Source organism: Planobispora rosea, assembly GCF_014648175.1.
Lineage (GTDB): Bacteria > Actinomycetota > Actinomycetes > Streptosporangiales > Streptosporangiaceae > Planobispora > Planobispora rosea.
Genome location: NZ_BMQP01000014.1, coordinates 1 through 13,017 on the forward strand (window position 1 = coordinate 1; position 13,017 = coordinate 13,017).

At 71.0% G+C, this 13,017-nt stretch carries 12 protein-coding genes; 5 read left to right on the forward strand and 7 right to left on the reverse strand.

Annotation, left to right across the window (positions count from 1 at the left end; translation table 11 throughout):
• Nucleotides 1-196: 196 nt before the first annotated feature.
• On the reverse strand, nucleotides 197-691 hold the full coding sequence (locus tag IEZ08_RS15755; protein WP_068923336.1) for an Lrp/AsnC family transcriptional regulator: 495 nt from the start codon (nucleotides 689-691) through the stop codon (nucleotides 197-199).
• 115 nt (nucleotides 692-806) lie between these two features.
• Here IEZ08_RS15755 and IEZ08_RS15760 point away from each other — a divergent pair, with 115 nt between their 5' ends.
• Entirely contained in the window at nucleotides 807-1,277 is a 471-nt protein-coding gene (locus IEZ08_RS15760) for a DUF2000 domain-containing protein (RefSeq protein ID WP_068923335.1), read from the forward strand.
• Between the two features lie 10 nt (nucleotides 1,278-1,287).
• Here the strand turns inward: IEZ08_RS15760 and IEZ08_RS15765 are convergent, their stop codons facing one another.
• Both IEZ08_RS15765 and IEZ08_RS15770 read right to left on the reverse strand, forming a co-directional pair.
• Nucleotides 1,288-1,926, reverse strand: a complete 639-nt coding sequence (locus tag IEZ08_RS15765) for an SRPBCC family protein (protein WP_068923334.1) — start codon at nucleotides 1,924-1,926, stop codon at nucleotides 1,288-1,290.
• Nucleotides 1,926-2,294, reverse strand: a complete 369-nt coding sequence (locus IEZ08_RS15770; RefSeq protein WP_068923333.1) for an ArsR/SmtB family transcription factor — start codon at nucleotides 2,292-2,294, stop codon at nucleotides 1,926-1,928. Before IEZ08_RS15770 ends, IEZ08_RS15765 begins: the two co-directional genes overlap by 1 nt.
• Nucleotides 2,295-2,527: 233 nt before the next feature.
• Here IEZ08_RS15770 and IEZ08_RS15775 point away from each other — a divergent pair, with 233 nt between their 5' ends.
• The 4 genes from IEZ08_RS15775 to IEZ08_RS15790 all read left to right on the forward strand — a co-directional run bounded on the left by IEZ08_RS15775 (nucleotide 2,528) and on the right by IEZ08_RS15790 (nucleotide 9,313).
• Nucleotides 2,528-5,089, forward strand: a complete 2,562-nt coding sequence (locus IEZ08_RS15775) for a DUF4118 domain-containing protein (RefSeq protein WP_068928760.1) — start codon at nucleotides 2,528-2,530, stop codon at nucleotides 5,087-5,089.
• The gene (locus tag IEZ08_RS15780; protein WP_189242380.1) at nucleotides 5,086-5,754 is read left to right on the forward strand and encodes a response regulator; all 669 of its coding nucleotides are present in this window, start codon (nucleotides 5,086-5,088) and stop codon (nucleotides 5,752-5,754) included. The genes IEZ08_RS15775 and IEZ08_RS15780 overlap by 4 nt, the downstream gene beginning before the upstream one ends.
• 162 nt (nucleotides 5,755-5,916) lie before the next feature.
• Entirely contained in the window at nucleotides 5,917-7,854 is a 1,938-nt protein-coding gene (locus IEZ08_RS15785) for an APC family permease (protein WP_068923331.1), read from the forward strand.
• 103 nt (nucleotides 7,855-7,957) lie between these two features.
• A complete protein-coding gene (locus IEZ08_RS15790) occupies nucleotides 7,958-9,313 on the forward strand; it encodes a TrkH family potassium uptake protein (RefSeq protein ID WP_068923330.1) in 1,356 nt (451 codons plus the stop codon).
• A 47-nt stretch (nucleotides 9,314-9,360) separates the two neighbouring features.
• On the opposite strand, the gene IEZ08_RS15795 is transcribed toward IEZ08_RS15790, so the two are convergent.
• The 4 genes from IEZ08_RS15795 to IEZ08_RS15810 form a co-directional block, all read right to left on the reverse strand.
• Nucleotides 9,361-10,017 (reverse strand): chemotaxis protein CheB, encoded by a 657-nt coding sequence (locus IEZ08_RS15795; protein ID WP_084780055.1) that lies wholly within the window; start codon nucleotides 10,015-10,017, stop codon nucleotides 9,361-9,363.
• A gap of 84 nt (nucleotides 10,018-10,101) precedes the next feature.
• Nucleotides 10,102-10,698 (reverse strand): hypothetical protein, encoded by a 597-nt coding sequence (locus IEZ08_RS15800; RefSeq protein ID WP_068923329.1) that lies wholly within the window; start codon nucleotides 10,696-10,698, stop codon nucleotides 10,102-10,104.
• Between the two features lie 214 nt (nucleotides 10,699-10,912).
• Nucleotides 10,913-12,703: an ABC transporter substrate-binding protein gene (locus IEZ08_RS15805; protein WP_189242381.1), complete on the reverse strand. Its 1,791-nt coding sequence runs from the start codon at nucleotides 12,701-12,703 to the stop codon at nucleotides 10,913-10,915.
• Between the two features lie 36 nt (nucleotides 12,704-12,739).
• On the reverse strand, nucleotides 12,740-13,015 hold the full coding sequence (locus IEZ08_RS15810; RefSeq protein WP_203863396.1) for a DUF2160 domain-containing protein: 276 nt from the start codon (nucleotides 13,013-13,015) through the stop codon (nucleotides 12,740-12,742).
• Nucleotides 13,016-13,017 lie beyond the last annotated feature (2 nt).

Here is a 13,017-nt window from a genome sequence, read left to right on the forward strand (position 1 = left end):
CTGCGCAAGGAGTTCGCCGCGCTCAGGCCCGCCCACGTTCCCGACGCGCCCACCCACGCCTCCCTGCTGGCCGCCCGCGCTGCGGCCGGCGACCGGCCGTCCGCGCCGGCGGACCGGGCCTGACCGCGCCCGGCCGGAACGTCCGGCGGGAAAACGATCCGGGTCCGGGTCCGGTTCCGGGTCCGATCGCGGACGGTCATCTGCGGCGCCCCCTGCGGGGCGCGCCCGGCCGCTCCGGCGGGAGCTCCTCCACCGAGGTCTTGCGGATGTGGTCGTAGACCAGGGAGGTACGGACGTCGGCGATGGTGCGGTGCCGGGCGACGTGGTCGAGGACGAAGTCACGCAGGTGGCCGGTGTCCCGTACGGCCACCTGGATGATGAAGTCGTCGCCGCCGGACACCACGAAGACCGCGAGGGTCTCGGGCAGGGCGGTGACGTAGTCGCGGAACGCCTCCACCGACTCCCGGATCTTCGGATGGAGCCGGACGTGGATGAGCGCCTGGACCGGGCGGCCGATGGCGCCGAGGTTGACCTCGGCGTGGAAGCCCTCGATCACTCCCCTGTTCCGCAGGGAACGCACCCGCTCCAGGCAGGTGGAGGCGGCCACGCCGATGCGCTCGGCGAGCTCGCGGTTGGTCTGCCGGCCGTCGCGCTGCAGTTCGGCGAGGATGGCCGCATCAACTTCGTCCATGGACGCATCGTGCCATGACATTCCGAATTTCCTTCGGAATTCGGTGCCTCGCATTGAGATTCCAGCGGTCCAGATGCGAGATTCCTTCCTGAAGTTCGGAGGAAGGAGCACGTGTATGACCGTTCTGGACAACTGGGCGACCGGCCTCGACTACCGGCCCGACCTGCCCACCCGGGAGCTGCCGGTGAAGTGGGTGATCGTGATCGACCGGGATCTGCCGCGCGGGCTGCAGGCCAACGCCGCGGCCTGCCTGGCCGCGGCCGTCGGCAACGCCGTACCGGCGATCCTGGGCGCGGACGGCGCCGACGCCTCGGGCCGCGCGCACTCGGGGCTGCCCTGGACCGGGTGCACGGTGCTGGCCGCCCCCGCCGCCGTCCTGCGCCGGGTCGGGGAGGAGGCGGCGGCCGTACCGGACCTGGTGGTCACCGACATGGCCACGATCGCCCAGCGGACCACCGTCTACGGCGACTACCTGGGCGAACTGGCCCGCACCGGGAGCGAGGACCTGACCTACCTCGCGGTGAGCCTGCTCGGTCCTCGCGCGGACGTGGAACGGCTCACCGGCAGGCTTCCCCTGCTGCGGTAGCCGTACCCGGTCAGGATTCGGGGACGTCGGTGTAGAAGGCCGTGGTGCGGGCCGCGGCGGCCCGCGCGGCGGCCTCGTCGGCGCCCGCCGCGATGTTCGCCTCGCACCACCGCTGACTGCTGAGCGCCACGAACCGCCTGCCCTCCTCGGAGGCGCCCCAGGCCTCGGCCTCCTGCGGGGTCATCCCGGCCCCGGAGGACAGGTGGGCGTCGAGCCCCAGGAGCATCTGGTCCCAGCCGATGCCGACCGCGCCGGGGCCGAACTCGGCCCACCGGACGTCGTCCACGTGGGCGATGTGCTCCAGCACCAGCCGCGTTCCGCCCTCGGCGTCGGGGGCCAGCCGGACCTCGATCCAGCTGACCTCTCCGCCGTACTCCCAGGTGGCGGCGAAGCTCGTGGGCGGGTCGCAACGCTCGACCTTCCCGCCCGCGTTGCCGTGGAGCTGGTAGCGGCCGCCGGGCCGGAGCTCGCCCGAGACGGGCATGAGCCAGCGGGGAATGCGCTCGGGGTTGGTGCAGGCGTCCCAGACGTCCTCGACGGGGGCGTCGTAGGTCCGGCTGACGGTCACGGTGCGCGCCTCCCCCGCCTCCAGCACGCGCGTCCCGACCTTCCGCCGGACGGCGTTGATCTGGTGGGTGACGTCGATCATCAACTCTTCCCCTTCCGCTCCGGGTCGTCCCCGGAGTCGCGCAGACGGCGCTCCCGCCTGCCCCTGGCCAGCTCCGTCGCCAGCGCGTCCAGATGGGGGGTCCAGAAGCGCCGGAAACGATCGAGCCACACGTCGACCTCGCGCAGCGGTCCGGAGTTCACCGCGTAGAGGCGCCGGGTCCCCTCCGGGCGCACCACCGCGAAGCCGCTCTCCCGCAGCACCTTGAGATGCTGGGAGACGGCGGGCTGGGAGATGCCGAACTCCCGCTGGATGACCTCGCACACCTCGCCCGAGGTCATCTCTCCGTCGGCGAGCAGCTCGAGGATCCTGCGGCGGACAGGATCGCCGAGCACGGTGAACGCGTGCACGCCATCAAAATAGTAGTGAGAACTTATATAAATCAATTCCTATGCAGAGGCGGGCCGCCTCGGCGGGGCAGGGCACACCTCGAACAGACGCGTATGGAACGCGTCAACAACCCGGCCGGCGGCGTAGGGAAAGCGTCAAGATGCAGGGAAACCACCGGCTGTCGATATTTCATGGTTTTTGACCCTCATGGAGGGTCTCGGGGTGTTTTCGGGATCGGGGAACGGTGGTCGGCATGCCACAGGGGCGGCTGCGGGTCTACCTGGGCGCGGCTCCGGGGGTCGGCAAGACCTTCGCCATGCTGGAGGAGGGGCTGCGGGGGATGGAACGCGGCCGGGACGTGGTCGTGGGCCTGGTGGAGACCCACGGCCGTGCCCGCACCGCCGCTCTCCTGGACGGCATGGAGGTCGTCCCCCGCAGGATCCTGTTCCACCGGGGCGAGAGCTTCACCGAGATGGACACCGAGGCGGTCATCGCCCGCCGGCCGGGAGTCGCCCTGGTCGACGAGCTCGCCCACACCAACGCTCCGGGGTCGAGGAACGCCAAGCGCTGGCAGGACATCGAACAGATCCTGGAGGCCGGCATCGACGTCGTCTCCACCGTCAACATCCACCACCTGGAGTCGCTCACCGACGTGGTGCGGCGGATCACCGGGGTGACGCAGCGCGAAACCGTGCCGGACGAGGTCGTACGGCGGGCCGACCAGGTCGAGCTGGTCGACATGACCCCCCAGGCGCTGCGTCGCCGTCTGGCGCACGGGAACATCTACGCTCCGGAGGAGATCGACGCCGCGCTCTCGAGCTACTTCCGCGAGGGGAACCTGACCGCGCTGCGGCAGCTGGCGCTGTTGTGGGTGGCGGGAAAGGTCGACGAGCAGCTGGAGCACTACCGCGCCGAGCACGGCATCGCCGGAACCTGGGAGGTACGCGAGCGGGTCGTGGTCGCGCTGACCGGCGGTCCGGAGGGCGACACGCTGATCAGGCGGGCGGCCCGCGTCGCCGGCCGGAGCAGCGGCGCCGATCTGCTGGCGGTGCACGTCACCCGGGCGGGCGGCGGTCTGAGCGACGCCAGCCCGGCGCACCTGGCCCGCCAGCGCGCCCTGGTCGAGGCCCTGGGCGGTTCCTACCACCAGGTGGTGGGACAGGACGTCCCGCGGGCGCTGCTGGACTTCGCCCGCGGCGTCAACGCCACCCAGCTGGTGGTGGGCGCCTCCCGCCGCGGCCGGCTGGCCCAGGTGCTCTCCCGCGGTGTCGGTACGGAGATCATCGCGCTGTCGGGCTCCATCGACGTGCACATGGTCACCCACGGGGAGACCGCCACCGGCCGGCGGCGCCCGTGGCGCTCGCGTGCCGGGCTCTCCCGGATCCGGCGGATGGCCGGATGGGGCCTGACCGCGCTCGGCCTGCCCGCCCTGGCCGCCCTCCTCGTCCTGCTGGGCGGGGCGGTGAGCATGTCCAGCCGGATCCTGCTGTTCCTGCTGATGGTCGCCGGTGTGGCGCTGGTCGGCGGCAGGTGGCCGGCGATCACCGCCGCCGTGGGCGGCTTCGCCCTGCTCAACTGGTTCTTCACACCGCCCCTGCACACCCTGTTCGTGGCCGATGCCGACAACCTGCTCGCGCTCACCGTGTTCGTGCTGGTCGCGATCACCGTTAGCGCCGTCGTCGACCTGGCCGCCCGCCGTACCGCCGAGGCCGCCCGCGCCGGCGCCGAGGCCGAGGTGTTGTCCACACTGGCCGGGCACGTGCTGCGCGGCCAGGCCGCGCTGGTCTCCCTGCTGGCCCGGCTGCGGGAGACCTTCGCGCTGACCTCGGTCACCCTCCTGGAACGCGTCGGCGAGCCGGGCCCCGAGGACCGCGCCGATCCCGAGGCCTGGCGCATCCTGGCCACCTCCGGCGGTCCGCCCTGCGCCTGCCCGGCCGCCGCCGACACCGACGTGGTCATCGACGCCTCCCTGGTGCTGGCGGTCCGCGGGCGGCTGCTGGAGGCTTCCGACCGCCGGGTCCTGGAGGCGTTCGCTACCGAGGCCGCCGTCGCCCTGCGCCAGGAGCGCCTCCAGCACGAGGCCGAGCAGGCCAGACCACTGGCCGAGGCCGACAGGATGCGCACCGCCCTGCTGGCCGCCGTCAGCCACGACCTGCGCACCCCGCTCGCCTCGGCCAAGGCCTCCGTCGACAGCCTGCGCAGCACCGAGATCGCCTGGTCGGAGCACGATCGCGCCGAACTCCTGGCCACCGCCGCCGAGTCCCTGGCCATGCTGGACCGCCTGGTGGCCAACCTGCTCGACATGAGCCGCCTGCAGGCCGGTGTACTCGGCCTGGCCCTGCACCCCGTGGCACTGGAGGAGATCGTGCCGCGCTCCGTCGACGCCCTGGGCCCGCTGCGCGACCGCGTCAGGGGTGACGTCCCGCTGGATCTGCCCGAGATCGTCGCCGATGCGGCCCTGCTGGAACGCGTACTGGTCAACCTGCTGTCGAACGCGGCCCGCCACAGCCCACCGGATCAGAAAGCCCTGATCACCGCCAGCAGGCACGGTGACCGCGTGGAGATCCGTGTGATCGACCGCGGCCCCGGCATCCCGTACGCGGCCCGCGAGCAGGTCTTCCTGCCCTTCCAGCGGCTGGGCGACCGGGACAACCACACCGGTGTCGGGCTGGGCCTGGCGCTCGCGCGCGGGCTCACCGAGGCCATGGGCGGCACCCTGGTCCCCGACGAGACCCCCGGCGGCGGGCTCACCATGATCGTTTCCATGCGCGTCCTCCCGTCGGCGGAGGACGCGCCCACCGGGGAGGGCCCGTGACCCGCGTCCTGATCGTCGACGACGAGCCGCAGCTGCTGCGAGCGCTGCGCATCAACCTGGTCGCCCGCCACTACGAGGTCGCCCTGGCCGGTGACGGCGGCTCCGCCCTGCGCCAGGCCGCGCAGTTCCGTCCCGACCTGATCGTGCTGGACCTGGGCCTGCCCGACATCGACGGGGTGGAGGTGGTCTGCGGCCTGCGCGGCTGGACGTCGGTGCCGATCGTGGTGCTGTCGGGCCGGGCGGGCAGCCAGGACAAGATCGACGCCTTGGACGCCGGCGCCGACGACTACGTCACCAAACCGTTCGACATCGAAGAGCTGCTGGCCCGCATCCGGGCCGTCACCCGGCGCGCCGCACCGCACGAGGCGCAGCCGGCGCAGATCCGGATCGGCGAGCGCACGGTCGACCTGGCCGCCAAGACGGTCTCCGGCGACGTGCGGCTGACCCCCACCGAGTGGCGCCTGCTGGAGCTGCTGCTGCGCAACCCGGGCAGGCTGATCAGCCAGCGGCAGATGCTCACCGAGGTGTGGGGGGCGGGATACGCCAAGGAGACCCACTACCTGCGCCAGTACATGGCCCAGCTGCGGCGGAAGCTGGAGCCCGACCCCGCCCGGCCGGCCCATCTGATCACCGAGCCCGGCATGGGCTACCGGTTCGCGCCTTAAGGCCCGGCCCGCGCCGCCGGACGGTGTTCCCGCCGGCCGGCGACCGCCGCCGTGCCCGGCGCCGGCCGCGGAAGGGAACGCGCCATGCGCACCGCACACACCCGCACACACCCGCACACACCCGCCCCGGCGAGTGACATCGACCACGGAGGATGGGCCGCGATGAACACATCGACCCCGCAGAGGACCGGATCCGCGCGCGCCGAGTCCGCGCTGCGCGGCTGGCTGCTGCACGGCCTGCCGCGCAGCGACGCCAGGACCACCGGCCCGCACCACGAGGAGGCGCCGGGCCACCAGCACTCCTGGTGGCAGGTGATGTGCCTGACCGGTGTGGACTACTTCTCCACCCTGGGCTACCAGCCCGGCATCGCCGCGCTGGCCGCCGGGGCGCTCAGCCCGGTCGCCACGCTGCTGCTGGTGGCGCTGACACTGTTCGGGGCGCTGCCCACCTACCGGGCGGTCGCCAGGGAGAGCCCCAACGGGCTGGGCTCGCTGTCGATGCTGGAGAACCTGCTGCCCGGCTGGCGCGGCAAGCTGCTGGTGCTGTTCCTGCTCGGGTTCGTCGCCACCGCGTTCATCGTGACGATCACCCTGTCGGCCGCCGACGCCACCGCGCACGTGCTGCACAACCCGTTCGTGCCCGAGGCCCTCACCGGCTGGCAGGTACCGGTCACCCTGGTGCTGATCGCCGCGCTGGGCGGGGTGTTCCTGCTCGGGTTCGGCGAGGCCATCTCCATCGCCGTGGTGCTGGTCGCGCTCTACCTGGCACTGAACGTCGTCGTCGTCGGCGTCGCGGTCGAGCACGTGCTCACCGAACCCGCCCTGGTCGGTCGCTGGCACACCACGCTGACCACTGAACACACCAGCCCGATCGCGATGATCGCCGTCTCCTTGTACGTCATGCCGAAACTCGCCCTGGGGCTGTCCGGCTTCGAGACCGGCGTGGCGGTGATGCCCCTGGTCAAGGGGGATCCGGCGCGGCGCGTCGCGGGGGCCAGGAAGCTGCTGACCACCGCCGCGCTCATCATGAGCGGCTTTTTGATCACCTCCAGCTTCGCCACCACCGTGCTGATCCCGCACGAGGAGTTCGCCGAGGGCGGCAAGGCCAACGGCCGTGCCCTGGCGTATCTCGCGCACGAGTTCCTCGGCGACTGGTTCGGCACCGCCTACGACGTCTCCACGATCGCCATCCTGTGGTTCGCCGGCGCCTCGGCGCTGGCCGGACTGCTCAACATCGTGCCCCGGTATCTGCCCCGCTACGGCATGGCCCCGGACTGGTCGCGCGCCACCCGGCCGATGGTGCTGGTCTTCACCGCCGTCTCCTTCGCCATCACGCTGTTCTTCAACGCCGACGTCGAATCCCAGGGCGGCGCCTACGCCACCGGCGTGCTGGCGCTGATCCTGTCGGCGGCGGTCGCGGTCACCCTGTCGGCCTGGACCGCGGGCCGCCGCCGGGCCGCGGTTCCCTCCGGCGTCATCAGCCTGATCTTCGCCTACGCCACCGTGGCCAACATCATCGAGCGGCCCGACGGCCTGGTGATCGCGCTGCTGTTCGTGCTGGCCATCGTGATCACCTCGCTGGTCTCCCGGGCCACCCGCTCCACCGAGCTGCGCGTCACCCGCATCAGCCTGGACGACGCCGCCCGGCGCTTCATCAACGAGGCCGGGGAGATCCACCTGATCGCCAACGAGCCGCACGCCCGGGACTGCAAGGAGTACGTCGACAAGGCCCGTGAGGCCTGGGAGCTGCACCGGCTGCGCACCGCCGAAGGGCTGATCTTCCTGGAGGTGACCGTCCCGGACGCCTCGGAGTTCGAAAGCGAGCTGCGGGTCGTCGGCGAGGAACGGCACGGTTTCCGCGTCCTGCGCATGGAGAGCCCGACCATCGCCAACTCCATCGCCGCGCTGCTGCTGTATCTGCGCGATGAGACCGGCAAGACGCCGCACGTCTACTACCACTGGGCCGCCGAGGGCAACCCGATCGGCGCGCTGCTGCGCTATCTGGTCTTCGGCGGCGGTGACATCCCGCCGCTGACCCGCGAGGTGCTGCGGCAGGCCGAGCCGGACCCCGTCCGGCGCCCTCTCGTCCATGTCGGCTGAGCCGCCGTCCGCGATCTGAACCCCACCTATCAAGATCGACTTTTGGGTCGTCATCACCGCGCCGATGCCCAGGCGCGCCTCAAGCGACAGGATGGTCCGATCAATGCGCGGTTTCGCCTCTCGAGTGCTGCTGGAGCGCTTCCAGCATCCGGCTCAGATCATCGTGTCCGCGTTCGCCGTCGCCGCGGCGCTTGGCACCGTGGCGCTGGCCAGCCCGTGGGCCAGTGAGTCCGGCACCGCGACCCGGTGGATCGATGCGCTGTTCACCGCGATCTCGGCGGTGTGCGTGACCGGGCTGGTGGTCGTCGACACCGCCGGTCACTGGTCGGTCTTCGGCGAGGCCGTCATCTTGCTGTTGATCCAGGCCGGTGGTCTGGGCATCATGACCCTGGCCACCCTGTTCGCGATGATGATCTCCGGTCGGATCGGGCTGCGCGCCCGGATGTGGGCTCAGGCCGAGACCAAGGCCTTGGCGATGAGCGACCTGCGCCGGGTGATCGTCAAGGTGGTCCTGTTCAGCCTGACCACTGAGGCGCTCACCGCCGCGGTGCTGAGTGCCCGCTTCGCCCTCGGCTACGGCCAGCCGTTCGGCCGAGCCGTCTACTGGGGCATCTTCCATGCGATCTCGGCGTTCAACAACGCCGGCTTCGGGCTCCTGCCCGACAACCTGATGCGCTTTGCCACCGATGGATGGATCTGCCTGCCGATCGCGGGTGCGGTCATCATCGGCGGCTTGGGCTTTCCGGTCATTTTCGAGCTGCATCGCTCCTGGCGCCATCCGAGCCGGTGGTCGGTGCTGACCCGCATCACCGTCGTCACCACCCTGGTCCTGCTCATCGTGGGTTTCCTGATCTTCACCATCACCGAGTGGGCCAATCCCAGGACCCTGGGGCCGATGGGTACCGGCGGCAAGCTGCTGGCAGGCTTCTTCACTGGGGTGATGCCCCGCACCGCCGGATTCAACAGCCTGGATATCGCCGGCATGTACCCGACCAGCTGGATGGCCACCGATGTGTTGATGTTCATTGGCGGCGGCAGCGCCGGCACCGCCGGCGGCATCAAGGTCACCACCTTCGCCGTGCTGGCCTACGTTCTGTGGGCCGAGCTGCGCGGTGAGACCCAGGTCAACGTCGGCCACCGCCGCCTGGCCGCCGCCGTGCAGCGCCAGGCACTGGCCATCGCCCTGCTGGGCGTGGGGTTGGTCATCGCCAGTACTTATGCGTTGCTCGCGCTGACCCCGCACGGCCTGGATCGGGTGGTGTTCGAGGTGGTCTCGGCTATCGCCACGGTGGGGTTGTCGACCGGGATCACCGCCGATCTCACCGCGGCCGGGCAGCTGCTCGTCGCGGCGTTGATGTTCGCCGGCCGGGTCGGCCCGGCCACCCTGTTTTCCGCCTTGGCCCTGCGCGACCGCACCCGCCGCTATGAACTGCCCGAGGAAAAAGTCATCGTCGGCTGAGCCGCCACCGGGCGAAGCGGCGGACCGGCGCTCGCCGGCGTTCGGTGTCAGGGCGCCGCGGCGGTGTGGGCGATGATCGCGGTTGCGATGTCGTCCAGGGCGAGGACCTGACTGACCTGCCGGGTGGCGATGGCCGCCGACGGCATCGAGAAGAACCGGGAGGTGGCCTGGTCCTGGGCGATGACGGTGCCGCCGCAATGCGCGATGGCGCGCACCCCGGCCTGGCCGTCATGGCCCATCCCGGTCAGGACGACGGCCAGCGCGCGCGGACCGCAGGTGACCGCCAGGGTGGCCAGCAGCAGGTCGGCCGAGGGCCGGGACGGCGGCAGGGGCCCGGCCTCGATCAGTCCGATCCGGGACTGAGAGGTGATCAGCAGGTGCCGGCCCGGCGGGATCACCAGGACCAGGCCGGGCCGCAGCACGTCGTCGTCGGCGGCGACCTGGAGGCTCAGCTTGGTCCGCCGGGCCAGAATGGCCGCCAGCCGCTGACCGGGGTTGGCCGGGTCCTGGTGCAGGACGACCAGTACGGCCGCCGGCAGCTCCGCGGGCAACGGCCCCAGCACCCGTGACAGGGCGTCGAGCCCGCCGGCGGAGGCGATCAGCGCCACCACCGGGAAGGTCACGGCGAAATCGGCGTCGTCAGCACGATCCGGAATCGCACCGCCCTCGATCGGGCTGGTGAAATCATCCCCCAGACCGGTCATACCATCACTCAACCACACGGGCGCCCGTGTCGGCGTCCGCTCCCGGGGTTCCGATCCCGTCACCCCATCCGGCCGGGCCCGGACTCACCTGCCGGGGCGGCCGGTCGCCTCGCCGGGGAGGTAACCGCCGTCCCCCTCCGCCGTCCGGCCCGACCCTCCGTCCGGGTCGTCCTCGTCGGAGGCGACCCAGTCCAGGTCGGCTCCCACGTGCCCGCCCGTGGACGGGGCGGTGCGGCTCGGCCGGGGCCCGTCGTCGTCCGGGCCGCCCTCCACCGGTCCCCTCGCCCGGCGGGCGGCGTCCTCCGGGGTGCCGCGGGGACCGTCCGTCCCGGCGGGCATGGGATGCGGGCTCGGTCCGGCGATCGTCTCGGTGTGGCCCTCTATCTCGTCCGTCCGCGCCCCCACCGACTTCTCGTCCGAACCCGCCGTCGCCGGCGACTCGTCGTCGCGGCCGGCCATGTATCCCATGGGCTCGGACCAGCCGCTCTTGGGCTCGGCGTCGTCGTACGGGCGCCCGCCCGGCTTGGCGTTGGAGCCGCGGATCGACGCGGGACCGACGTCCCCGCCCATGTTGTGCAGCTCGGGATCGAAGGTGGTGCCCTTGTACTCCTCCCTCGCCTTCTCCCGCTCCCTGTCCTCCTCGGTCCGAGGAGCCGTCCCCTGCGGTGCTCTCTTGTTCATGACCATTCCTGCCTGCGGTTTTCCCTACCACCCCTCGATGCCCAACTGGTCCCGGACATAACAGGACACCGCCCGGCGGGACCCCGCAAGAACAGCGGCGCGGGCCGCCGGGGAAGACGGCCCGCACCGGGAGACCTCACCCCGCCTGGGGAAACCTCACTCCACGCGGGAAAGCCTCAGCCCACGCGGAAAGCCTCAGCCCACGCGGAAAGCCTCAGTCCGCGCTCTTCCACTGCGCGATCAGTTCGTCGTAGTCGAGCGTCTCCGGCTTGCCCCGCTCGTCGGCGAGCTTGGGCACCGGGGCGCCCGGCTGGTCCAGCCAGTACTGCGGGTCCTGCTCGGGGTTCAGCTTGGGCGCGCAGTCACCGCCGTACCCGCGGCGCTCCAGCCGGGAGAGGATGTCGTCCTGCTGCTTGGCGAGGTTGTCCATCGACTGCTGGGGCGTGGTCTCCCCGGTCACCGCGGTGGCGACGTTCTGCCACCACAGCTGGGCCAGTCTCGGGTAGTCGGGCACGTTGGTCCCGGTCGGGGTCCACTGCACCCGGGCGGGCGAGCGGTAGAACTCGATCAGCCCGCCGTACTTGGCGGCGTTGTCCGAGAAGTAGTCGCTCCTGACGTCGGAGTCCCGGATGAAGGTCAGTCCCACGATGGACTTCTTCAGCGAGACCGTCTTGGACGTGACGAACTGGGCGTACAGCCACGCCGCGGCCCGGCGTTCCTTGGGGGTGTTCTTGAGCAGGGTCCACGAGCCGGCGTCCTGGTAGCCCAGCTTGTTGCCGTCCTTCCAGTACGCGCCGTGCGGGCTGGGCGCCATGCGCCACTTCGGCGTGCCGTCCTCGTTGACGACCGGCAGTCCTTGCTTGGTCATGTCGGCGGTGAACGCGGTGTACCAGAAGATCTGCTGGGCGATGTTGCCCTGCGCCGGGACCGGGCCGGCCTCGCTGAAGTTCATCCCGGCCGCCTCCTTCGGCGCGAACCGCTTCAGCCAGTCCACGTACTTGGTCAGCGCGTACACCGCCGCCGGGCCGTTGGTGTCGCCGCCGCGGCTCACCGACGAGCCGACCGGCCGGCAGTCCTCCACCCTGATGCCCCAGTCGTCCACCGGCAGCCCGTTGGGGATGCCGGGGTCGCCGTTGCCGGCCATGGACAGCCAGGCGTCGGTGAAGCGCCAGCCCAGGGACGGGTCCTTGCGCCCGTAGTCCATGTGGCCGTAGACCTTCTTGCCGTCGACGGTGCCGTTGCCGTTCACCTTGTTGGTGAAGAAGTCGGCGATGTCCTCGTAGGCGGCCCAGTTGACCGGCACGCCGAGCTCGTACCCGTAGGCGTCCCTGAACTGCTTCTTGATCTTCTCGTCGGTGAACCAGTCGTAGCGGAACCAGTAGAGGTTCGCGAACTGCTGGTCGGGGAGCTGGTAGACCTTCTTGTCCGGCCCGGTGGTGAAGCTGATGCCGATGAAATCGTCGATGTCGAGCGTGGGCGACGTCACCGCCCTGCCCTCGCCGGCCATGTAGTCCGAGAGCGGGAACACGTAGTCGCCGCGGGAGTGGGTGCCGATGAGGTCGGAGTCGTTGACGTAGGCGTCGTAGATGTTCTGGTCGCCCTGGATCTGGGTCTGGAGTTTCTCGATGACGTCCCCCTCCTGGATCAGGTCGTGCTTGAGCCTGATCCCGGTGATCTCGGAGAACGCCTTGGCGAGCTGCTGCGACTCGTACTCGTGCGTGGTGATGGTCTCGGAGACGACGTTGATCTCCATTCCCCGGTACGGCGCGGCCGCCTTCATGAACCAGTCCATCTCCGCGAGCTGCTGGTCCCGGGAGAGCGTGCTCGGGGTGAACTCCCGGGTGACCCAGCGCTCCGCCGCCGCCTTGGCGTTCGCCTCGTTGAACTCGCCGGCGGGCCTTCCCCCCTCGTCGTCCTGCGCGCACGCCGCCGCCGTCAGCAGCCCGAGAACGGACAGGACGACGACCGCCCGCCTCCTGAGTGTTCTCTTGAGTGGTAACGACATCGTCTGGCTCCTCTCAGGCCGGCGTTGTCTCTCAGGTCATCCCCATCTGCCGATCACCAGCGCCGTCAGCAGAGCGCACGCCAGCGCCAGCCACATCGACAGGTCGGTGACGGCGATCCACACGGTGAGCACGACCGCCGCGCTGATCAGGCCGATGTACAGCCGGTCGCCCCGGTCGGTCTCGATCCGCAGGAAGCCGCGCCGCGCCACCGGCGGCGAGATCCTGGCCCAGACCGCCATCCCGGCCAGCAGCAGGGCCAGCCCGACGAACACCAGGGCCGTGGGCAGGGTCCACACCATCCACTCGAACACGG